The sequence below is a fragment of the Wolbachia pipientis genome (assembly GCF_001752665.1).
Lineage (GTDB): Bacteria > Pseudomonadota > Alphaproteobacteria > Rickettsiales > Anaplasmataceae > Wolbachia > Wolbachia pipientis_A.
In genome coordinates, this window is sequence record NZ_MJMG01000006.1 from 1 (window position 1) to 23,332 (window position 23,332).

At 32.1% G+C, this 23,332-nt stretch carries 20 protein-coding genes, 2 tRNA genes and 1 pseudogene; 21 read left to right on the forward strand and 2 right to left on the reverse strand.

Annotation, left to right across the window (positions count from 1 at the left end; all coding sequences use genetic code 11):
- The 4 genes from BIY23_RS02580 to coaE all read left to right on the forward strand — a co-directional run.
- A partial coding sequence (locus tag BIY23_RS02580; protein WP_315940523.1) for an iron-sulfur cluster co-chaperone HscB C-terminal domain-containing protein occupies positions 1 to 208 on the forward strand: 208 nt, incomplete at its 5' end.
- Positions 208 to 1,905 carry an Hsp70 family protein gene (locus BIY23_RS02585; RefSeq protein ID WP_070065003.1) on the forward strand — a complete coding sequence of 566 codons (1,698 nt, stop codon included), beginning with the start codon at positions 208 to 210 and terminating at the stop codon, positions 1,903 to 1,905. The genes BIY23_RS02580 and BIY23_RS02585, both read left to right, overlap by 1 nt.
- A 44-nt stretch (positions 1,906 to 1,949) precedes the next feature.
- Positions 1,950 to 2,699, forward strand: coding sequence for a tetratricopeptide repeat protein (locus BIY23_RS02590; RefSeq protein WP_261722505.1), 750 nt, complete (start codon positions 1,950 to 1,952; stop codon positions 2,697 to 2,699).
- A gap of 2 nt (positions 2,700 to 2,701) precedes the next feature.
- Entirely contained in the window at positions 2,702 to 3,283 is a 582-nt protein-coding gene (gene coaE, locus BIY23_RS02595) for a dephospho-CoA kinase (RefSeq protein WP_070065004.1), read from the forward strand.
- Between the two features lie 344 nt (positions 3,284 to 3,627).
- On the opposite strand, the gene BIY23_RS02600 is transcribed toward coaE, so the two are convergent.
- Positions 3,628 to 4,827, reverse strand: coding sequence for an MFS transporter (locus BIY23_RS02600; protein WP_081326529.1), 1,200 nt, complete (start codon positions 4,825 to 4,827; stop codon positions 3,628 to 3,630).
- Positions 4,828 to 4,894: 67 nt separating this feature from the next.
- Here BIY23_RS02600 and BIY23_RS02605 point away from each other — a divergent pair, with 67 nt between their 5' ends.
- From BIY23_RS02605 to BIY23_RS02645, 9 genes are all read left to right on the forward strand, one after another.
- The gene (locus BIY23_RS02605) at positions 4,895 to 5,470 is read left to right on the forward strand and encodes a demethoxyubiquinone hydroxylase family protein (protein ID WP_081326535.1); all 576 of its coding nucleotides are present in this window, start codon (positions 4,895 to 4,897) and stop codon (positions 5,468 to 5,470) included.
- A gap of 131 nt (positions 5,471 to 5,601) precedes the next feature.
- Positions 5,602 to 5,862 (forward strand): hypothetical protein, encoded by a 261-nt coding sequence (locus tag BIY23_RS02610; protein WP_148115217.1) that lies wholly within the window; start codon positions 5,602 to 5,604, stop codon positions 5,860 to 5,862.
- 42 nt (positions 5,863 to 5,904) lie between these two features.
- Positions 5,905 to 7,278: a phosphomannomutase/phosphoglucomutase gene (locus BIY23_RS02615; RefSeq protein ID WP_070065007.1), complete on the forward strand. Its 1,374-nt coding sequence runs from the start codon at positions 5,905 to 5,907 to the stop codon at positions 7,276 to 7,278.
- Positions 7,279 to 7,512: 234 nt separating this feature from the next.
- Positions 7,513 to 10,821 (forward strand): DNA polymerase III subunit alpha, encoded by a 3,309-nt coding sequence (gene dnaE, locus BIY23_RS02620; protein ID WP_070065008.1) that lies wholly within the window; start codon positions 7,513 to 7,515, stop codon positions 10,819 to 10,821.
- Between the two features lie 58 nt (positions 10,822 to 10,879).
- Positions 10,880 to 11,629, forward strand: coding sequence for a 30S ribosomal protein S6 (rpsF, locus tag BIY23_RS02625; protein ID WP_070065009.1), 750 nt, complete (start codon positions 10,880 to 10,882; stop codon positions 11,627 to 11,629).
- A complete protein-coding gene (gene rpsR, locus BIY23_RS02630; RefSeq protein WP_070065010.1) occupies positions 11,623 to 11,889 on the forward strand; it encodes a 30S ribosomal protein S18 in 267 nt (88 codons plus the stop codon). The genes rpsF and rpsR overlap by 7 nt, the downstream gene beginning before the upstream one ends.
- A 10-nt stretch (positions 11,890 to 11,899) precedes the next feature.
- Complete coding sequence (rplI, locus tag BIY23_RS02635; protein WP_070065068.1) at positions 11,900 to 12,394, forward strand: 50S ribosomal protein L9; 495 nt, start codon at positions 11,900 to 11,902, stop codon at positions 12,392 to 12,394.
- A 9-nt stretch (positions 12,395 to 12,403) separates the two neighbouring features.
- Positions 12,404 to 13,696: an adenylosuccinate lyase gene (purB, locus tag BIY23_RS02640; RefSeq protein ID WP_070065011.1), complete on the forward strand. Its 1,293-nt coding sequence runs from the start codon at positions 12,404 to 12,406 to the stop codon at positions 13,694 to 13,696.
- Positions 13,687 to 13,758 (forward strand) — tRNA-Met (locus BIY23_RS02645). Before purB ends, BIY23_RS02645 begins: the two co-directional genes overlap by 10 nt.
- 70 nt (positions 13,759 to 13,828) lie before the next feature.
- On the opposite strand, the gene BIY23_RS02650 is transcribed toward BIY23_RS02645, so the two are convergent.
- The gene (locus BIY23_RS02650) at positions 13,829 to 14,413 is read right to left on the reverse strand and encodes a BON domain-containing protein (protein WP_070065012.1); all 585 of its coding nucleotides are present in this window, start codon (positions 14,411 to 14,413) and stop codon (positions 13,829 to 13,831) included.
- 101 nt (positions 14,414 to 14,514) lie between these two features.
- Between BIY23_RS02650 and BIY23_RS02655 the strand changes: the two genes are divergently transcribed.
- The 8 genes and pseudogenes from BIY23_RS02655 to BIY23_RS02690 all read left to right on the forward strand — a co-directional run bounded on the left by BIY23_RS02655 (position 14,515) and on the right by BIY23_RS02690 (position 23,318).
- Positions 14,515 to 14,597, forward strand: a tRNA-Leu gene (locus BIY23_RS02655).
- Positions 14,598 to 14,669: 72 nt separating this feature from the next.
- Complete coding sequence (gene tig / locus BIY23_RS02660; protein WP_070065013.1) at positions 14,670 to 15,566, forward strand: trigger factor; 897 nt, start codon at positions 14,670 to 14,672, stop codon at positions 15,564 to 15,566.
- 481 nt (positions 15,567 to 16,047) lie between these two features.
- Complete coding sequence (locus tag BIY23_RS02665) at positions 16,048 to 16,626, forward strand: trigger factor (protein WP_070065014.1); 579 nt, start codon at positions 16,048 to 16,050, stop codon at positions 16,624 to 16,626.
- Positions 16,627 to 16,930, forward strand: a pseudogene (locus BIY23_RS05105) (ATP-dependent Clp protease proteolytic subunit); the annotation flags it as partial.
- 54 nt (positions 16,931 to 16,984) lie between these two features.
- Positions 16,985 to 17,590: an ATP-dependent Clp endopeptidase proteolytic subunit ClpP gene (clpP, locus tag BIY23_RS02675; protein WP_070065015.1), complete on the forward strand. Its 606-nt coding sequence runs from the start codon at positions 16,985 to 16,987 to the stop codon at positions 17,588 to 17,590.
- Positions 17,591 to 18,853, forward strand: a complete 1,263-nt coding sequence (clpX, locus tag BIY23_RS02680; RefSeq protein WP_070065016.1) for an ATP-dependent Clp protease ATP-binding subunit ClpX — start codon at positions 17,591 to 17,593, stop codon at positions 18,851 to 18,853.
- Positions 18,854 to 18,860: 7 nt separating this feature from the next.
- The gene (gene lon / locus BIY23_RS02685; RefSeq protein WP_081326530.1) at positions 18,861 to 21,197 is read left to right on the forward strand and encodes an endopeptidase La; all 2,337 of its coding nucleotides are present in this window, start codon (positions 18,861 to 18,863) and stop codon (positions 21,195 to 21,197) included.
- Positions 21,198 to 21,263: 66 nt separating this feature from the next.
- Entirely contained in the window at positions 21,264 to 23,318 is a 2,055-nt protein-coding gene (locus tag BIY23_RS02690) for an ankyrin repeat domain-containing protein (protein ID WP_070065017.1), read from the forward strand.
- Positions 23,319 to 23,332 lie beyond the last annotated feature (14 nt).

A 23,332-nucleotide genomic window follows, 5' to 3' on the forward strand; every position in this document is an offset into this window, starting at 1 on the left:
GCAGGAGTCCATGGAAATAAGGGAATATTTATTAAACTGTGATGATTTCCAAAGTGTAACAAAACTAGTTAACAATAAAATTAATGATTGCATGAAGAGTTTAAGTAATGCTTTTTCTTCTAGAAATCTGAATAATGCCGCTACACAAGTTATAAGGTTAAAATATTTATATAAGACATCTGAGGAAATAAAAAATCAGAGAAAATAATGCATCCTATTCAAATTTCTGAACCAGACATACTTAATCAAGATGAAATAGTTTTTGGTATAGATCTTGGAACAACTAACTCCTTAATTACTATGGTTGATAAAGATGGTAATATTAGAATAATTAAGGATGAATATGGAATGGAACTTTTACCTTCTGTAGTTTCATGTGAAAATAATGCAATCAAGGTTGGTTATGNAGTAATTTATTCTATAAAACGTTTGATGGGTAAAAATATTGATGATCTTGTGAAAGACGATAATATACATTTTGAGATAGATTATGAAAGTGAAAAAGTCATTAGAGTAAAATGTTCAGATGAAAAATATCTTACTCCAATTGAAATTTCGGCAGAGATTCTTAAAGCACTATGTAGAAGAGTACAAAAGTCCACAGGATTAAATGTAAAAAAAGCTGTTGTTACTGTACCAGCATATTTCGATGATTCAGCTAGAAATGCCACTAAATATGCTGCACAGCTTGCAGGTATTAAGGTGCTACGTCTCATTAATGAACCCACTGCTGCAGCATTAGCGTATTCTATAGAAAAAAATAATACTAGCGGAATATATGCAGTTTACGATCTAGGAGGAGGTACATTTGATATTTCTATATTAAAACTACATCATGGAGTATTCCAAGTACTTGCAGTAGGAGGTGACATTCAACTTGGTGGTGACAACTTTGATCATTTACTTGGCTCAGTTGTAATGAATAAATTACAAGAAAAAATAGAGAATATACCTTTAATTACGTTACATTCGGTTAAGGAATATCTCAGCACTAATACTGTGGCTAATTTTAGTTTTAGTGTACAAGACAGGCACTTCCAGTGCGAAATTACCAGAGAGGAGTTTGAACAATCAATCTCTCCTTTAGTAGATAGAACAATGAAAATAGTTCTTAATACTATAAATGATATAGACCTTAGTATTAATGATATTAAAGGAATAATTTTAGTTGGTGGTTCAACTAAAATACCGATAATTAAGAACTCGTTAGTTAAGCTTTTTGGCAACAAAGTACTCAATGACATTGATCCATATAAAACAGTTGCAATTGGGGCAGCTCTGCAGGCCCATTATCTGACTTCTAGTTCTAAAGATAGAAATATTACATTGGATGTTTTGCCATTATCTCTTGGCATAGAGACTATGGGAGGAATAGTTGAAAAGATTATACCACGTAATACTCCACTACCAGTGTCAGAAACGAAAGAATTTACAACTTACGTTGATGGACAAACAGTAATGAAAATCCACGTCTGTCAGGGAGAACGTGAGATGACTGCAGATAATAAATCTCTTGCACAATTTGAGCTAAAAGGTATACCACCATTACCAGCAGGATCTGCAAGAATAATAATAGAATTTACAGTTAATATTGATGGTATACTTACCGTTGCTGCACGAGAAGAAACTATAGGTATTGAACAAACAATTACTGTGGATCCAAGTATGGGTTTAAGTGAAAATGACATTAAAAATATGGTAGATTGTTCAATAGAAAATTTTGATCAAGATTGTAGAGCACGTTCGCTTGCTGAAGCAAAAATGACTGCTGAAAAGCTAATAAGCTTAATTGGATTAACTAATCCAGAGTTGACTGAAGAAGCAAAAATAATGGTTTTACGGAGTAATAATTTAGACGATATAACAAGTATTATTGCCAAACTAGAGCAAGCATTAGTGAATTAATAACCATTTTATTGTTTTATAGAATTGATAAATTAGGTCCTATTGTGCTGCGTATATTATTATGTGTTATTGTGTTATTGTGTGTTTATGTAAATATCTATGCAAATGAAAGTTTAGAAATACAAAAAATTTTTAATAATGTAAGTAGGTATATACAACCAAATAAGAAACTAGATATTCTTGAAAGAAAAAGCAATAAGTTTAATGTTAAAATTACTAAAACACATTTTAATGTTACTTTTATATTAAAGAAAGCCAAAGATTCATTTAAATTAGGTGATAATGAAAAAGCTATTGCTTTTCTTAAGGAAATAACTACTAAATTTCCTTATCATAAAAATGCCTTAATGATGCTAAGTAATATCTATTACATTAATCAAGACTATAAACAAGCTAAAGAAATATGTATTAAATTGTTAAAACAATATCCTGGTGATACCATTATACTGGAAAATTTTTTTACGATACTCTTAAAGTATAATCATAATTTGGCATTAGAGACGATGTTAGAATTATATAGCAGACATAAAAATTATGCTCCTTTACTAGCTAATCTAGGATTGCTTTATGTAAAAAATGGTGATCTAGTCAATGCTAAAGAATATATGCTAGCTGCAGTTTCAATGGATTATGAAAATCCTTTTTATTTATATAATTTAGCTGTAATTTTAGATAAATTGCATGATCTAGAAAATGCTGCAGTTTTTTATGAAAAATTATTAAATCAGGAAGTGACTGATTTTAATCAGAGACAGCAAGTAGAAGCAAGATTGCAATCGATTAAATTACGTTAAATATGATAATCGGTCTAACAGGTAAGGTATCTACAGGCAAGAGTTTTGTTGCAAGCTGTTTTAAAAAACTTGGCGCTTCCGTGTTTGATGCAGATTTCATTGTACATCAGCTTTACAAAGTAGATAAAAAAATAATAAATTATGTGGAAAGAAATTTTCCTGATGTAGTAAATAATGGAAAAGTAGATAGGTCTTTATTATCAAAATATTTTTTAATGTATGACCAAAATTGGCAGAAATTTGAATCGTTAGTTCATAGTGCTGTAGCTCACAAGTTAAGAATATTTCTGTCTTATGAATGGAATATAAATAGAAAGCTTATAGTTTTAGATATTCCACTTCTTTTAGAGACAAAACTCCATTTATATTGCGATTTTCTTGTTTTTATTCATACCAATAGAGTTGTGCAATATAGAAGACGTAATATAGATAGTGAAAAGTTTAAGTTAATATGCGAGCTACAATTGCCTACACAGTTAAAAAAGAAGTTAAGTGATTGTACTATTAATGCTGGTGTAAATAGAGGACATGCTTTTCTCCAGGTAAAAGAAATAGTAGATTTCCTAGGTAGTGTGCACTTATAGCGTATTTCATAATAGTGCGAATAGATCAAAAAGTAGTTTTTCCTATTTTAAACTTCTGTGCTACCATCCCCTGCTTTCTCCTGCATCTAAAGCTTCCATTGCCTTCTTTTCCTTACTATATGCTGCTGGCATTTAACCCTCCTAAATATATATCTTCGGGCTATTGAAGAAAGAGCTATAAAAACTATTACAGAGCCAACTTAATAGTTTTTTGAACTCTAGAAAATCTTCTGAGCATTAATTTCGCAAAAAGTCTAACATTTTTAGAAAAATAAATCTCTAGGATTTAACCTGCAAACAATGGGAATTAAATTCTATTGAAATGCTACTAAAAAACATTGAGATCACCAGTCAACTTTTTTATCTTGTACTCTGATATAAAGCACAGAAATTAAACTCATTAGAACACAAATCACTAAATAAATACCAGCTACCAGATTGTTTCCAGTCTTTTCTACAAGCAATCTACATATAGAAGGTGAAATGCCACCAAAAATACCAGCTGATATATTATTTGCTAAACTAAAACCAATACACCGTACTTTAGTTGGAAATAATTCACAAGTGAGAGAGTTATATATTCCAAAAGATGCAGCTATCGGTATAGTTAATAATAAATAAGTCAATATTATAGTATTACTGTTACTACTGGATAATAATGAAAGCATAGCTAAACTTGCACATGCGAGAGTAATTAATATAATCACCATGATATTTTTTCTTCCATATTTATCAGATAGTGCTGCAAATAGTACAGCAGATATTCCAAAGAGGATATCTGCCAGAAGTCTTACTGTATTTTTAATATCAATTCCAGAAAAAATAAGTTCTGCTATAGATACATTATAAAACATTATTGCAGAATAGACGATTGCATTTTGGGCAATGCCAGCTCCTACAGAAATAGCAAATGGTCTCTTATAATGCTTGATTAACTCCCAAAATGGATAATTGTTATGCTTACTATGGATTTTATACGCTAAACTTTCACTCATTATATACCTTGTAAGAAATCCTATCACTCCCATTACAAAACAAAAGTAGAAAAGCAATCTCCATCCCCAAATCTCATAATTTTCACCAGTAAATTTTTTGCAGATATATATCAATATAAAACACACAATTGAACCTAGAGCACCACTAAAGGCTTTCATACTACCTAAGAACCCTATGTTTTTTTTAGTACTTGAATGCTCTATTAAAAAGGTTGAATTAATACTTGTCTCTCCACCAGCTGCCATTCCTTGTATAATTCTGCAAGATAATAGCAGTATAGGAGACAAAATACCGATAGTTCTAAAATCCGGGATAATTCCAATTGCAGTAGATGATACTGAAGCTAAAGTGACCGAAGTCAATAGAACCCTTCTTCTGCCATATTTATCTCCCATGTAGCCAAAAATAAATGCACCTAGTGGCCTAAATATAAATCCAATCGCAAAAGTGTTAAGAAATCTACTTGTCGCATTTTCTAATGGAAAAAAAGTGCTGCTAATTATAGGTGCCGAAACTCCAAATAAAGTCAATTCATACCATATAATCATGTTACAGAGTATGCTCGATAGCATTGCATTTTTCAGATGCATAACAATATCATTTTTTGTTATAATGATGTATGTTGATAAGATAGTCTATAGTTTTCTACATTTGGAGGGCAATTTGATAAGGAATATCGATAAGCTAAAGGAAGATTTTCTACAACAAGCTATCAGAGTTAATCATGCTGGAGAATATGGTGCAATATGTATTTACTCTGGACAGAAATTTGTATTAAAGAATAAACCTATAATAAATGAAATTATTAAAATGGAACAACAGGAAAAAAAACATCTTGATTATTTTAATCACAAAATTAGAGAACACAAAGTCCGCCCAACGGTACTTCTACCTGTCTGGTATGTCTTAGGAACATCTCTTGGCATTGCTACAGCAATCATGGGTGGCAAAGCTGCAATGGCATGCACTGCTGCTATCGAGGAAGTAATTGGAGAACATTACAAAGAGCAAATTTCACAATTAGATGATGGAGAATTAAAAGAAAATATAAGTAAATTTTGTGATGAAGAACTGGAACATAAGGAAATTGCTATAGAACATGAAGCAGAAAATGCGCTTGGTTACCATATCTTGTCTTCAATAATCAAAACAGGTTGTAAGACTGCTATTTATCTCTCTAAGCTCATTTGATCATGTGCTTTATTGTAATAATTAGTATCATTTGTGAATTTCTATTGAATCAACTCTTTAATGAATTTGTACCAAGATTAGATATTATCTGCATTATAATCTTTAATGTCCTTAACCCACTAATGCTTTTTATGTTAGGTTTAATTAAAGATACCATTAATGTTCAAATTTTAGGATTTAGTTCTTTATTATATTGTCTACTATTTGTGCTACATTATCACTGCAAACTTAGACCTACTCTGTCTTTTACTGTTATCTTTTTGATACAATGGGTTGTAGATACAATAATGTTTTCTGAGTATCAACAGCCATTAAAGGATTTTATTGCTAATTATGCTATCACTTTAATTGCTTTTCAAGGCTTATGTTTTAAATTTCGTGTGGCTTCTTAAAAAACTTGATCTATATATTATACAATAAGTTAGAAGTATAAAATGGATTATTCTATTATAAGGAAATATGATATCAGAGGCATAGTAGGTAAAGATTTGCATATAAGCGATGGGTATGAAGTTGGTAGGAAATTTGGTCAAGTATCAGGTAATATTTGCATAGGATATGATAGTCGCATACATTCACCTGAAATAGAAAAGGCATTAATAAGAGGGTTAACCTTATCTGGAGCAAATGTTATACGCATAGGATTATGCTCTTCACCTATGCTTTATGCTGCAACAAAGCTTACACATGCAAAAATTGGTATAATGGTTACTGCTTCTCATAATTCTAGTGAATATAATGGCTTTAAATTTTTTAGTAATACAAAAGTTTTTTCTGAGCAGGAGATCAACAAAATTATACATAGTTCCATAGAGAGCAGTATAAAAACCGGTGCTATAATAAATGTCAATATTTATGATCAGTATATTAAAATCTTGAAAAATACAGTAGAAAGTAATGCGAAAGGAAAAATAAAAATAGCTTGGGACTGTAGCAATAGTCCAACAAGCGGAATTATCAGATATATTGAGGATATTTTACCAGGACATACACATATTGTCATAAACAATTTAATTGATGGAACATTTCCATTGCATAATCCAGACCCTACTGAAGAAGAAAATCTTACTTATTTAATTAACACAGTAAAAGAACATGGGTGTGATCTGGGAATAGCACTAGATGGTGATGGTGATAGAATACGTTTAATAGATAATAAAGGTACTATTGTTTCCAACGATCATTTATTTATGATTTTTACACGTGAAATATTAGAAAAACATCCACGCAGTAAAATTATTGCGAACATTAAAATCAGTATGAAAGCTCATGATTTCATTAGTCAATTAGGAGGACAAGTCATTACCTGTGCTACAGGTCATTCATTAGTGAAAAAAAAAATGATAGAAGAAAATGCACATTTTGCAGGCGAGCTGAGTGGGCATTTTTTCTTTTCTGACCTTGGATTTGATGATGGACTATATTCTGCTATTAAAGCAATTAATATTTTACTTAAAGCACAACAGAATTTATCTGACATTGTTGCAAATCTTCCTAAATTATACATTACCAATGAAGTAAAGATTATGAGCACAGAAGAGAAAAAGTTTCAAATCATTGAGTCGATAAAAAAAACGTTAGAAAAGCAGAATATAGCTTTTTCTGATCTAGATGGAATTAAAGTTATTGCGAGTGAAAACAAAGGATGGTGGATACTTAGAGCCTCAAATACACAGAATTGTATAACAGCAAGATGTGAAGGAAATACATTAGAAGATTTTACGCTCATAAAAAAAATGCTATATCACTACATTAGTCAAGCAGAGCTTCTAAATTGTAGCTCATCTAAGGAAAATTTACCTGAATGAAAGACAAGATTAAAAGCAGTATATATATAACCTTTTGCACCTCCTCTTTCGGTTGTTTTAACCTACTAACTATCGACAATAACCGCACTGATTCTGTTTTGCAGACCCAGTATTTTCCTTAATTCTCTTCTTAAAGAATAGACCTTCTTTGCAATCATTCTCTGTTGCGCAAAAGGTCAAGTATAAAAACTATATCTTTTATGATACAATTACCACAATCTTGTTAAAAGTATTATGTTTATACACTTACGTGTTCATAGTGTTTACTCGTTACTTAAAAGCTCTATTAAGATTGAAGAGCTGATTTCTATATGTCTACAAAATAAGATCCCCGCAGTAGCACTCACTGATTCAGGTAACTTATTTGGTTCACTAGAATTTGCAGAACTTGCTGCACATAACGGTATACAACCGATAATAGGATGCGATGTGATAGTTAGACATTTGGATCAAAATTTATCTATCCTATTGATTGCAAAAAATGAAGAAGGATATGGTAATTTGATTAGTTTGGTAAGCGAATCTTTTAAAAAGCGTAAGCATCATAGCGACATTCCCTATATCGCTTTTAATGAATTATTAAATTTAAACAGAGGCTTAATCATTTTACTTGGAGAATGCTTGGCATCAATAAAAGATACAGCAGCTATAAATAGATTAATCTCAACATTTGGAGATTGTTTATATATCGAATTACAACGTCATAGATTGAGTAAAGAATTAGAAGTAGAAGAAACATTAATAAAGCTTGCTTATCAATGCAATATTCCACTTGTTGCTACAAATGATGTGTTTTTTGCAAATAAATCTGATTATGAAGCTCATGACATATTAACTTGTATATCTGAAGGAAACTTCGCTTTAGAGGAAAACAGAAAAAAATTAACCACTGAACATTACTTTAAATCTATTGTAGAGATGGAAACACTGTTTAATGATATTCCTGAGGCAGTGGATAATACTTTAGTAATAGCAAGACGTTGTTCTTACATGCCAAGAAGTAGGCAGCCAATTTTGCCTAAATTTCTCTGCAGAGAAAATAAAACTGAGGATGAAGAACTAAAAGAACGAGCCACTACAGGATTAGAATCTCGTATTCAAAGTAAAAATAAATCTAAAATTAACCTAGATGAATATTATGATCGATTGCGCTATGAATTAGATGTGATAGTTTCCATGAATTACTCTGGTTACTTCTTAATAGTATCTGATTTCATACGTTGGAGCAAAGCAAATGATATTCCAGTAGGTCCAGGAAGAGGCTCTGGAGCTGGTTCGATTGTTGCATGGGCATTACAAATTACAGATTTAGACCCTTTAGAATTCGGACTAATATTTGAAAGATTTTTAAACCCCGATCGTATATCTATGCCTGATTTCGACATTGATTTTTGCCAAGAAAAAAGGGACCGTGTAATTGATTATGTGCAAAAAAAATATGGTTATGTTGCCCAAATAATTACTTTTGGTAAATTGCAGGCTAGAGCAGTATTGCGTGATGTAGGTAGAGTATTGCAAATGCCTTACCCTCAAATCGATAAAATTTCTAAAATGGTACCGTTTAACCCAGTTAACCCTGTTACATTGTCACAAGCAATTGAATTTGATCAAAATTTACAAAAGGAACGTGATAGTGATGAAATAATTGCAAAACTACTTGATATATCACTAAAGCTTGAAGGTATATATCGTCATATTTCCACTCATGCCGCTGGAATTGTCATATGCGATCAAAAGTTGGAAAATTTCGTTCCTGTATATTATGACCCAAATTCGTCTCTACCTATTACTCAATATAGCATGAAATATGTTGAAAAAGCAGGGTTGATAAAATTTGATTTTCTAGGTCTTGGTACATTGACACTAATAGATCATGTCTGTCACTTAATTAATCGTAATGGAAAAAAAATTGATATTTACTCTTTACCATTAGACAATAAAAGAACCTATGAAATGTTATCATGTGGAGATTCGGTAGGCGTATTCCAGCTTGAAAGTTCAGGTATGAGAGAAGTCTTGATTAAACTGAAACCAGATTCTATTGAGGATATTATCGCATTAATTTCACTATATAGGCCAGGTCCTATGGATAATATTGCTACATATATTGCAAGAAAGCATGGTCGTGAAAAGCCAGACTATATTCATCCATTACTAGAAGCAGTACTGAAGGAAACATTTGGTGTAATAATTTATCAAGAACAAGTAATGGAAATAGCACGTATTCTTTCTGGATATAGTCTTGCAGAAGCTGACCTACTCAGACGTGCTATGGGTAAAAAAATTAAGGTAGAAATGGACAAACAACGAGAGCTTTTTGTTAATGGTGCTATAAAAAATGGAGTTAATCATGATAGAGCAAGTTATATCTTTAATTTAGTTGCAAAATTTGCTGGTTATGGATTTAATAAATCACATGCTGCTGCATATGCAGTAATATCCTATCAAACTGCTTATCTTAAGGCTAATTATCCATTAGAATTTTTTACAGCATTAATGAATCTCAATATCGATGACAAGGATAAGCTGAACTTATTTTATCATACAGCAAAACTTGGTAAGATCAGTATTATGCCTCCTGACATTAATAAATCTTATGAAAAATTTTCTATAGAAGGCAACTCTATACGTTACGGAATTGCTGCATTAAAAAATGTAGGGTTTTCTCTAGCACAAGGAATAATCAATAGACGTGTCACTAAGTATCAAGACATATGGCAACTTATGCAAAACTTAGATCTTGCGATTAATAAAAGAGCATTAGAAAGCATAATAAAATCTGGAGCATGCGATAATATACATAGGAATAGAAGACAATTATGTGAATCAATAGATACTCTAATTTATTTTGCAAATAAAAATAAGCAAGCTAACCAATCGAGTCTATTTGGTAATCTTAATTTAACACCACAATTGCCAGCTGTGGAGGATTTTAGTGAAGAAGAAAAATTAGAACATGAGCTCTTTTCATTAGGATTCTACTTAACCAATCATCCACTTGAAAAATTTAAAGTTTTTCTTGAAAAGTTAAATATTGGATTTATCGGCAATCGTAAAACAGCACAGGCTGCAGGTGTAATATTAAACGTACGCGTACGGACTTCAGATCGTGGAAGATTTGTCATAATTACTCTTTCCGATCCTTACAACGTCTCTGAAATAGCATTTTATAATAATGAAATAATAGAAATAAAGAGAGATTTATTTGCTGCAGGTAGATACGTAATTGTAGCACTTGATATATCAGACGCTGTTACTAGATTAATAGGAAGAGACATATTTGATTTTAAAGAAAAAACAAATTCAGCAATAAGAGCATTAGCCTTAACTATTGAAACTTCTGATTTACAAAAAACTGCTATAGAGTTGCAAACGACTTTGAAAAGCAATGGAAATGTTAAAGTGTTACTGGTTTTAATCTGTTCAGAACATAAGGTAAGTGTATTATTACCAGATAAATACTTTATTACCCTTAACACTATATATCAATTATCTTATTTACACTGGATAAAAAATATAGAAATCAATAACTCTGTTGTGTAAAAAAGTTTTGCTTATATGAAAAATTTTTATATAATAAAGTTTTATCTGTGGAGAAGTAGTGAATCTTTATGAGTTTACTTTCATAGCTCATCAGGGGTTATTACAGCAAGAAGTAGAAGGAATGATACAAGAACTTGCTGTTTTACTAAAAAATATTAAAGCTGAAGCTATTTTTCAGGAAGCAAAGGCTATGATAGAAAAAACAAGTAGTCATAAGCTCACACAGCAGGACTTGGAAGCACATGCTAGGAAGATTCAAGAAGTATCGATCAATTATTCCAATATTTTAGAAAGTATTACAAAAATCTTATGGAATGAGTTGGAAGTAGACCTTTCAAATTTAAAGGGTATAAAAGCAAAAATTGATAAAGAGCTTTTAATTTTTGGAATAACAAGAAAACACTCCTTGAGCGGTAGCGAACAGCGTGACAAGGAAAGTCTGATACGTAATACAATAAATTTTTTAAGGAATAAGATTGCAGAACATATATTACAGAATTTACAGAATATTTCACAAAACCAAGCATTGCTAAACAAGGCGCTAGAGAAATTTTTAACAAATATTGAAGCATCTGGATTGATCAAACATGAGCATTGGGGGTTGCTAGATTTTGCATATCCAATTAATAAAGTGAAGAGCGGTCATTACTGTATGTTATGTATAAGCTCTACTCCTAAGATTTTGCATGAATTTGAGCGTAAAGTAAAACTTAACGAACATATTATTCGTTACTTATCTGTACAGGTTAATAGCATTTTTGAAGGTACTTCCCACATGATGAATAAGAAGATTGAGGAGCAATCATGAGAAAACGCAATAATTCTTATGCATATGTAAGCAATAAGACTGGTTATAGGCGTTCTAAAGTATGCCCCCTTGAAAAGTATACTAGAGAAGATATAGATTACAAAAACAAAGAATTATTATCAAAGTTTACTTCTGATTATGGTAGAATACTGCCTAGAAGATTAACTGGGGTCTCTGCAAAAAAACAGAGAATGTTGCGTCTTGCAATAATTAGAGCACGCTTTTTAGCTCTTGTATCTTATTGTACTAAAAAAGTTTAGGTGGCTTGTTATGTTAATTATTTTAAAAGAAAATATTAAAACCTTAGGTAAAATTGGTGAAGTTGTTAAGGTTAAGCCAGGTTATGCACGTAATTTTCTTTTTCGGCTAAAGAAAGCAGTAAAAGCTACCAAGGAGAATTTGGCAAAACTAGAGGGGGAACGTTTGTTATTAGAAGAAGAAAATAGAAAAAAACTGAATCTAGCGCACGAGCTAGCATCATTCTTAAATGATAAGTTTGTAATATTAGTTAAGCAAGCTTCAGAGGATGGTAAAATCTTTGGTTCTGTTACAAGACGTAATATTGCGGAAGCCTTACTAAATGAAGGATGTGCAATAGACCATCGTAGTTTATCATTTAGTGGAATGGGAATAAAAAATTTAGGTGAATATAAAGTCAATATAGAATTACACAGTGAAGTAATAGTACCAATTACCGTACATATTGTTAAATCTGAGACAGATGCACATGAATTAAAGAAAATCAAGTTACAGCAACAAGAATAACCTTACTACATGATTCCTCGTTATAGTCGCACAGAAATGTCTTGTATATGGACAGAAGAGAATAAGTTTAGAATTTGGCTCAAAATAGAAAGGTTGGTATGCGAAGCACAATCAACTGTTTCTCAGGATATTTCTAAAAAGCTTGCTGATATTATTGATTTGGATATTAAACGTATTAATGAAATTGAATCGATAGTTAAGCATGATGTGATCGCATTCCTTACCTATATTTCTGAAAAAATTGGTATTGATATTCGTTATCTTCACTACGGGATGACAAGTTCTGACATTTTAGATACATGTATAGCAGTGCAACTGAAAGAATCATCTGATATTTTATTAAAGAATTTAGATAATTTGCTTATAGTCTTAAAAAAGAAAGCGGAAAAATATAAAAATGTTATATGCATCGGGCGTAGTCATGGGATGCATGCAGAACCTACAACTCTTGGGTTAAAATTTGCTAGATTTTATGCTGAATTTAAACGTCACTATTATAGATTAACTGCCGTACAAAAGGAAATATCAGTATGTAAAATATCAGGTGCAGTAGGTAATTTTGCAAATATAGAACCATCTGTTGAAGAATATGTAGCAAAAAAAATTGGATTCATACCTGAAACCATATCATCCCAAGTGATTCCACGTGATAGGCATGCCTTATTTTTCTCGGTTTTAGGTATTGTTGCCAGTTCTATAGAAAATATTGCAGTAGAAATTCGTCACTTACAAAGAAGCGAGGTTGATGAGGTTTCAGAATATTTTTCTATAGGACAAAAGGGAAGCTCTGCCATGCCACACAAAAGCAATCCTATTTTAAGCGAAAATTTAACTGGATTATCACGTTTAATACGTAGTTATGTATTCCCTGCATTAGAAAACATTACGTTATGGCATGAACGAGATATATCACATTCATCTGTAGAAAGATGCATTGCACCAGATGCATGTATAGCAATGGATTTTGCTCTAGTCAGGTTAACAGATTTAATAGATGAGCTAATTATAAATGAAGAAAATATCACAAGAAATTTACACTCTTCAAAAGGTTTAATATTTTCACAACGTATATTACTTGAGCTTATAAACTGTGGTTTGAGCAGAGAGAAAGCTTATGAAATTGTTCAAAACAATGCTATGCAAGTTAAATACAATAATAGTGACTTCCTTACTGAGCTGAAAAGAGATCAATTTCTACATGAATTCATTGCACCAGATAAGCTTGAAGCTCTATTTGATTTACAGTATTATACAAAGCATGTAGATTACATATATAACAAAGTTTTTAATCAGGCTGAGTAGCTCAGTGGTAGAGCAGGAGGATCATAATCTCTTGGTCGTGGGTTCAAATCCCTCCTCAGCCACTTCATAGGTTACAAAAAAGCTGTTAACTGTCAAAAAAAAATTTTTGCATCTATTTATAATCTGCTAATTTTAACGCAATTTACTATGTCTATAACGCACATAACTGATAACCTGTTTTACTCCCTTTGTTTTCCTAGCAATTGATAATACTGATCTCAATTCTGCTCTATTTTGAGCAACACCAATCAAATAGACAACTCTGTCAATTGTATTAATACTATAATTTATTGACTTTATATTGTGCTTACCAAGCAGTCTTGTCTTTATTGATGCAGTTATCATACCATCTATTGTAGTATCTATCATAGAAGTGGTATTGATTGGTGTTACTCTGATTTCGTTAATTACTTCTTTCACTCCTTCCTGTTTCCACGCTATCTTCTCTGCAATGATTTGCTTATCAGGAGTATCAACATTTCCTATAAGTAATACTCTGCCTTCGCTGACTTTTACCCTAATAGACATAAACAATTTATGTTTTAAAAGGCTTTTGTTAATCTTGATCATTATAGTTGTGTCATCAATAATATTCCCCAATGATTTGTCTTTCATTGCTATTGCTGTTGCAGTTACTGCAGTACCTACGATCCATGGTACACAACCACTCTGAGTGATAAGTAAAAATGCTAATAAAAAGCTTGTAACCAACCTCATGATATTTTTCTCCAACTTAGTTTAATGCTAATAAGCTTTATTATTTATGTAAATACTGGACAGCATGAACATCTATATCTACAATTATATGTTTACAAGTTGCGGATATGGCGGAATTGGCAGACGCGCCAGGTTTAGGTCCTGGTAAACTTTGTTTGTGGGGGTTCAAGTCCCTCTATCCGCACATAGCTATTAAGGATTGAATTTATCTTGAATTCTGATAAAATGAGCTCATTAAAGTTGTAGTTTATATAAAATGTCTACTGATTCACTAAATGATATATACACTTACAGGGAACTTAACGCAGGTAAAATTAAGCATGAGTATGAAATTACTGTTAGTGGTGCACATATTAAACACGCTATAGATTCCGAACTAAGAAAGATAGCAAAAAACGTAAAACTGCCAGGGTTCAGAGTAGGCAAGGCACCTTGTGACCTTATAGAAAGCAATTATAAAAATGAAGCTGTAGAGCGTGTATTAAATGATGTCATGAAAAGTTGCTCAGATGATTTAATAAAAAAAAATAAAATGGAAGATTATATTCGACCAGAGATAAAGATCATATCATTACCAGACTTAACTGCAGAAGACGGAAAAAGTAATTTAGTATATCAACTTTCTCTTCATTCCATGCCAGAAGTTCCATTAATAGATATAAGCAAAGTCTACATAAAAATATTTAAATTGCAAATTGAAGAGAACGCAATAAGAGAATTTATTGAGATCATGAAAGCAAAATTTCCAAATTTTATTTCTGTTGATGACCCTCTATATCAAGCACAAAATGGAAATAGATTGATCATTGACTTTGAAGGGCGTATTAGAGGGAAAATCTTCAAAGGAGGAAGTAATAAAAATTACACTTTTGATTTAGGAGTAGATGAACTTATCATTAATGATTTTGGAGATCAGTTAATTGGTCTCAGAAAAGGAGACACAAAAACTTTCAAATTACAATTCCATGAAGATTATGAGCACAGATCTATGGCAGGACAGGAAGCTGATTTTTTTGTGCGTATAAATGATATTAAAGTTCAAGGAAAGCTTNCCATTTTTCAATTCATTTCTTATGCATATGTACAATATTTAATCATTGTAACTTTAGATAATAGACTAATGTACATATTTGATATTATTTCATTATCATAAAAGAAATGCAGTCCCAAGTTCCGGGATTTATTATAACCTTCAAATTGAAGCAAAATAAATACATAATTTTATTTTAAATATTTTACTTTAAAAAAAATCCGGTAAAAACATAAATGCCAATTTTAAATAGATAAATCATGGTTGATCGACCTACTAAACGCATTTTCTTCCCATCCTCCAATCCATTCCGCCTTCTCCTCCTCCTGTCAACTTTAACCATTTTTTGTGCCTTCTTCACCTCCGCTGATGAGGCCATCCGTAGGATGTCCATTACGAATCGGTTCATGCAACGGCGAATGGACATGGATTTGGACATCAGTTAATTGGTCTCAGAAAAGGAGACACAAAAACTTTCAAATTACAATTCCATGAAGATTATGAGCACAGATCTATGGCAGGACAGGAAGCTGATTTTTTTGTGCGTATAAATGATATTAAAGTTCAAGGAAAGCTTTAAAACGACGATGATTTGGTTAAAAGCATGGAGCTTGCAAATAATATCGAGCTAATAGAACACGTAAAAAAAATAATAGATTTTGATTGTAGCAAAATGATAGAGTTATTAACAAAGAAACAACTATTTGATTATTTAGATGCTGAATATAGTTTTGACTTACCTGAAGACATGATAAAAGAAGAACTACAACGACTGCATGAAGAACAAGATCCTAAAAAAGAAGAACTACAACAACTGCATGAAGAACCAGGGCATGAAAAAGAAGCAGAGAAACGTGTAAAGTTTGCTATGTTATTTATGAAGTTTTGTGCAGAGCATCAATTAAAAATCACCACTGAAGATCTTATGAAAACTACATTAAATTATTACAGAGAAACACAGTCTGCAAAAAATAATGACTTTGAGGATCTTGATGAGATGATCAAATTTATGCGAAAGAACAGGGATTTTCTGTACTTCCTTGAAGGCCAAGCACTTGAGCATAAAGTGATAAACTACATAATCGAAAGAGCTAATAAAGATCAACATGATGTGTCAGTAAATGCATTACGAGAATTATTTGACAATACCTTTAATAAAGAAATAAAGTCAGGAGAAGTATAGATGACACTTGTACCGATAGTAATTGAACAAACTAGCCGAGGTGAGCGTGCGTACGATATATATTCAAGGCTGGTTAAGGAAAGGATAATATTTGTTACTGGTCCTATAGAAGACANTGGCTAGTGTAATAGTAGCTCAACTCTTGTTCTTAGAGTCAGAAAATTCTGATAAGGATATTTTTATGTACATCAATTCACCAGGTGGAGTAGTGACATCTGGGCTCTCTATATATGATACAATACAATATATAAAATCTGACGTTTCCACTTTGTGTATAGGTCAAGCTGCCTCTATNAATGCATTACGAGAATTATTTGACAATACCTTTAATAAAGAAATAAAGTCAGGAGAAGTATAGATGACACTTGTACCGATAGTAATTGAACAAACTAGCCGAGGTGAGCGTGCGTACGATATATATTCAAGGCTGGTTAAGGAAAGGATAATATTTGTTACTGGTCCTATAGAAGACAATATGGCTAGTGTAATAGTAGCTCAGCTCTTGTTCTTAGAATCAGAAAATTCTGATAAGGATATTTTTATGTATATCAATTCACCAGGTGGAGTAGTGACATCTGGGCTCTCTATATATGATACAATACAATATATAAAATCTGACGTTTCCACTTTGTGTATAGGTCAAGCTGCCTCTATRGGTTCCTTATTGCTCTCGGCTGGTACAAAAGGTAAACGTTACTCTTTACCAAATTCAAGAATTATGATACATCAACCATCTGGTGGATATCAGGGTCAAGCAACTGATATAGAGATACATACAAATGAAATTTTACGTGTTAAAAAAAGGTTAAATAAAATTTTCGAAAAACATACAGGCAATCCATTAAAGAAAATTGAGAAAATGATGGAAAGAGATAAGTTTCTAGATCCTGAAGAGGCAAAAAAAGTTGGATTAATTGACAAAGTTATCTCTGAGCGTATAGATATAGTAAATAAAGGTAGATGAATGGCTAATAATGATGGTGTGTTTTGTTGCTCTTTTTGTCGTAAAACACAAGATGAAGTAGAGAAGTTAATCACTAACGGTGATGCAGATGTATTTATTTGTAATGAGTGCATAGAGTTGTCTTACATAGCAAATCATCAAGAAAAAAATAAATCGCTTGATCATACAGAGATAAAGCTATTGTCAAAGACACCACAAGATATAAAAAATTTCCTTAGTAAACATGTAATAGGGCAAGAGCATGCACAACATACTTTATCTGTAGCTATGTATAACCACTGTCAACATATGTCACAGATAGATATTATAAGTGATGTTGAAATTGAAAAGTCAAATATAATGCTCATTGGTCCTACTGGTTCTGGTAAAACTTTATTAGCTAGAACACTTGCAARGGTTTCTGGTGTACCATTTGCTATGGCAGATGCTACAACTTTAACAGAAGCTGGATATGTAGGTGATGACGTAGAAAGTGTATTATCAAGATTATTGCAAGCTGCAAATTATGATGTAACAAAAGCACAGCGTGGTATAGTATTTATAGATGAAATAGATAAAATCACTAGAAAATCTGAAAGTACTTCAATTACCCGCGATGTTTCAGGTGAAGGTGTACAACAAGCGCTTTTAAAAATCATGGAAGGCACAGTTGCTTATGTTCCACCACAAGGGGGCAGAAAGCATCCACAACAAGAGTTAGTGCATATCGATACAAGTAATATATTATTTATTTGTGGGGGAGCTTTTGAAGGTTTAGACAAAATTATTGAAGCAAGAAAAAAAGGTACATCTATTGGTTTTGGGGCAAACATAGGCCAACCTAGGCCGCAACAAAACATATTACATAATGTTGAGCCTGAAGATTTGATTAAATTTGGATTAATACCTGAATTTGTTGGACGTGTTCCTGTTATTGCAGTTCTAGATTCATTAAGTCAAGAAGATTTAGTGCGTGTATTAGTAGAACCAAGAAATGCATTGATTAAGCAATACAAAACATTGCTTGCATTTAGTAAAGTAAATCTAGAGTTTTCAGATGAAGCAATAGTAGCTGTTGCAAAAAAAGCTATAAGCTATAAAACAGGTGCAAGAATGCTACGTGCTATTTTAGAATCATTACTGCTTGATCTTATGTATCAAGCTGGCAGTGGAGAACTTGCAGGAAAAACAATAGTGGTAACTAAAAAAATGGTAGAAACAGGTAAAGTAATAATTGATAACAGTCAGCATCGTAAGAATAATTTTATAATAGTTAATGATTAATTGAGTTATGAGCATCAAATCCATTAAATTACCGGTATTGCCTTTAAGGGATTTGGTAATCTTTCCAAGCATAATGATGCCATTATTTATAGGCAGAGAAAAATCTATTAATGCATTAGAACATGGAATAAATAATAAAAATGAAATTTTTCTTGTTACTCAATGTGATGGGTCAATTGATAACCCAGAGTCGAAAGATCTCTATAATGTGGGTGTAGTAGCAAATATAACACAGTCATTAATAAAGTTACCTGATAATGCAGTAAAGGCTATCATACGTGGAGTAAATAGAGGCAAAGTTGTAGAATATATCAATTCTAGTTGTTTATTACAGGCTAATATAGAAATAAATGATTACGAGGAATATGACGAAGATAGTGTTGAGGTTGAAGCTCTTAAAAGATCTATTATAGATGCATTCCATGATTGGCATAAGCTGAATAAGAAAAATCAATCAGAGCCTCTAGTTAATTCCATTGACCATATACAAGAAGCTGGTCAGCTAGCAGATACTATAACTTCATATCTGAATGTTAAGATTTCAGATAAGCAGAGCATACTGGAAACCTATAATCTAAAACAGCGGTTAGAAAAGATACTTACTTTGATTGAAAGAGAAATAAGTATTTTAAATGCACAAAATCGCTTGTATAAAACTGTTAAGTCACAAGTCGAAAGCAGCCAGAGAGTTTATTATCTTAATGAACAGCTTAAAGCAATACAAAAAGAATTAGGAGAGGTTGAAAACAGTGATGAAGGAAATACGTTTAGCGAATTTGAAAAGAAAATAAATGAGACTCAACTTTCTCAGGAAGCGAGAGAAAAAGCTATCACTGAGTTAAAAAGATACAAAAAAATGAATCCTGTTTCTCCTGAAGCTACAGTAATATCTAGTTATCTTTATTGGCTTTTAGAACTACCATGGGGAAAATATAAAGATACAAAGATTCACTTAAATACAGCAAAGAAAATTTTAGACCAGAATCATTATGGTATAGAAAAGGTAAAAGACAGAATATTGGAATTTTTAGCAGTATTAAAAAGAGTGAAAGAAATAAGAGGGCCTATACTTTGTTTAGTTGGACCTCCTGGTGTAGGTAAAACTTCATTAGCTAAATCCATAGCAAAAGCAGTGGACAGGGATTTTGTTCGTATGTCCCTTGGTGGAGTCCATGATGAATCAGAAATACGTGGACATAGAAAGACTTATATAGGCTCTATGCCTGGTAAAATCATCCAGCACATGAAAAAGGCGAATTCATGTAATCCACTTTTCCTACTAGATGAAATAGATAAAATGGGCACAGATTTACGAGGAGATCCTGCATCTGCGTTGCTCGAGGTATTAGACACAGAACATAATAAACATTTTACAGACAATTATTTAGAAGTTGAGTTTGACCTTTCAAGTGTCATGTTTGTGGCAACAGCAAATAGTTTAAATTTACCATATGCTCTACGTGACAGAATGGAAATCATACAGTTGTCCGGTTATACAGAAGAAGAGAAAGTTAGCATTGCTACACATTATCTTATTCCAAAACTCAAACAAGAGCATGGATTACAAAATAAAGAATGGAATATAACAACTGATGCACTATATAAATTGATACGTTTATACACACGCGAAAGCGGTATACGTAGCATGGAAAAAGAACTTGCAAAATTGATGAGGAAAGCAGTTAAAGAAATATCAACTGAAAAAGGTAAAAAAATCTCTATAGAAGTCGATAATTTATCAAACTACCTAGGTGTACGTAAATATACTTTTGGTATGGCAGAAAGTGAAAATCTTGTTGGTGTGGTCACTGGTCTTGCTTACACAGAAAGTGGTGGGGATATTTTAATGATAGAATCAGTTTTAATTCCAGGTAAAGGTGAAATTCAGTACACAGGGAAACTCGGGGAAGTGATGCAGGAATCAATAAAAGCATCTTATAGTTATATAAGATCAAAATGTCTATTTTTCAATATAAAGCCTGAGATATTCCAAAATAATGATATACATATTCACGTACCAGAAGGTGCAATACCAAAAGATGGCCCGTCTGCAGGTGTTGCAGTATGTACATCTATTGTTTCTCTTATGTCTAATATACCAGTGAATAGAAATGTTGCAATGACTGGGGAAGTAACATTACGTGGCAGAGTATTGGCTATTGGTGGTCTAAGAGAAAAGTTACTTGCTGCATTAAGAGGGTCAATCGAAACTGTGATTATACCAAGCGAAAATGAAAAAGATATGCAAGAAATGCCAAAAAATATTAAGGAAAAGCTTAATGTAGTGTTTGCTAAAAGTGTTGATGAGGTAATAAAAGTTGCTCTTGTTAATACAAGTACTTAATTTATCTGGACGAAGCAAACTTTTTTATTTATACTCAAATGTTTTAAGTTTTAATGGTCACACAATATGTATGAAGCAACACAAGAGTTATTTAAGGCAATTCAAGATACTAGTATAGAAAATTTTAAAGCAGCCCTAGAAAATAATGCAGGTGTCAATGATTTTGATGATTACGGTTTCACGCCTTTAATGCAAATTTGTATTATCTATATTGCCACCACAGATAAAAATGAGCAATCTGTACTGCGCGATATGATTATATTTCTTTTAGAACATGGTGCTGATCCCGATATCCAGGATAACCGAAATATTTGTGAAGAAACAGTAGAACATGAATTGGTCTTAGAACCAATTAATCCAATTGTCTATACATATGACATCAATGTTAATGGCTCACAATATGCACTATACACTTCTCCATATCCAATTGTCTATACATATGACATCAATGTTAATGGCTCACAATATGCACTATACACAGATCAGGTAGATGGCCAGCAGTATCTTCAATGCTCAACAAATCATCAGTGGTATAAACTACTAGCAGAACGCACAGTCGCACAAAATGTAAAAACAGCTCAAATGGCACGCCAGGCATTATTACATATGGCATGTGAGTCTGGTAACCAGGATATAGTAGAAATAATTCTTACACAGTCGGATCCAAATATCTTTTTAAAGGACTACAGGGACAGCAAACCTGAAGACTATATAATAAACGATACAAAAGTAGGCAGACCGAATATTCTGATACAAAAATTCTTTAAAGAATTTAAGCAGAAAAAGCTATTTAATGCTATATATAATGCTGATTTAGAAAATTTTCAAAAGTACTCTGAAGATAGAGATATCATAAATATACCAAATAAAGATGGTTCTACTCCCTTAGAGTATATTGCTTATTTATATGACACAAAAAAAGAGCTACAGCCGACACTGAAGCAAATGTTTTCATCACTTCTCACAGTATTCCGCGAGATAGAGATAGACATTAATGCTCAAAATGCCAAAGGAGAAACAGTCTTACATACAATATGTGGGATGGGTGAAAAAGATATCTTGCTAATGCTCATGAAAAGTTTTCGAGTTAATATTAATGTGCAGAATGTTAATGGAGATACAGCTTTGCATCTTGCTTGCAAAATGGGTAATGGTAATAAGGATATAATACAAATACTTTGTGAACATCCAGAAATAGATATTAGTTTACCAAATAATGCAGGTAAAAAAGCTATAGAAGATAATGCTGTGTATGAATGTTTTAACCGCATTAAAATTAAAAACGAAAAACTACTATTTGATGCCATAACATATGCTAATTGGAAAAGTTTTCGTGAACTATTGCAAGGTAATGTAAATATCAATGCGTTCAATAAAGATGGCTACACACCATTAATGTACATTATTTATTTATATCATAGATACATTAAACAGCAGCGTCCAGTGCTAAAAAAAATGGCCATGCTGCTGCTACAACAAGGATGCGATATTAACGTTCAAAATACTGATGGAGATACAGCTTTACACATTGCATATAAAATGGGTCAGAAAAATATTAACGTTCCCCATACTTATGAACATACAGCTTTTAAAATGGATCATGAAAATATCATATATATACTACGTAGTAACCCACAAATAAATGTGTACCTGAAAAACAAACAAGGTAAAACACCTAAAAGTTGTGGGAATCAAGATTACTCTTCATCTATAACTTCTTCATCTATAATTGGAACGTTTCTATTAATTAATAGCTTAATACTTAGTGCAACGGTAATTACAACACCTACTTTACCAATACATATCTATTGTATTATTGTTACAGATATATTATTAAATTGTATAATGGGGTATTGCTTAGCAACCAGCAAAAAAGAAAATACAGGTCAGTATAACAAAGAAGTTACTGGTGTATTATTTTTCGCAGCAAAACTGTTTATGCTGTTAGTAGTATCTGATAGCATAAAAAATGCCACTGTCTTTCCCATAATAAAATTAAGTCTTATGACTACAATGGGTTCTCTTGCTCTATTATTTTGTCCTATGCGTGGAGAACCTGACACAAAAGTATCAATAGAAGGATTTCAGCAATACTCAGTGGAGCATTTAAAAGACATATAAATTGCAGTCTTCGC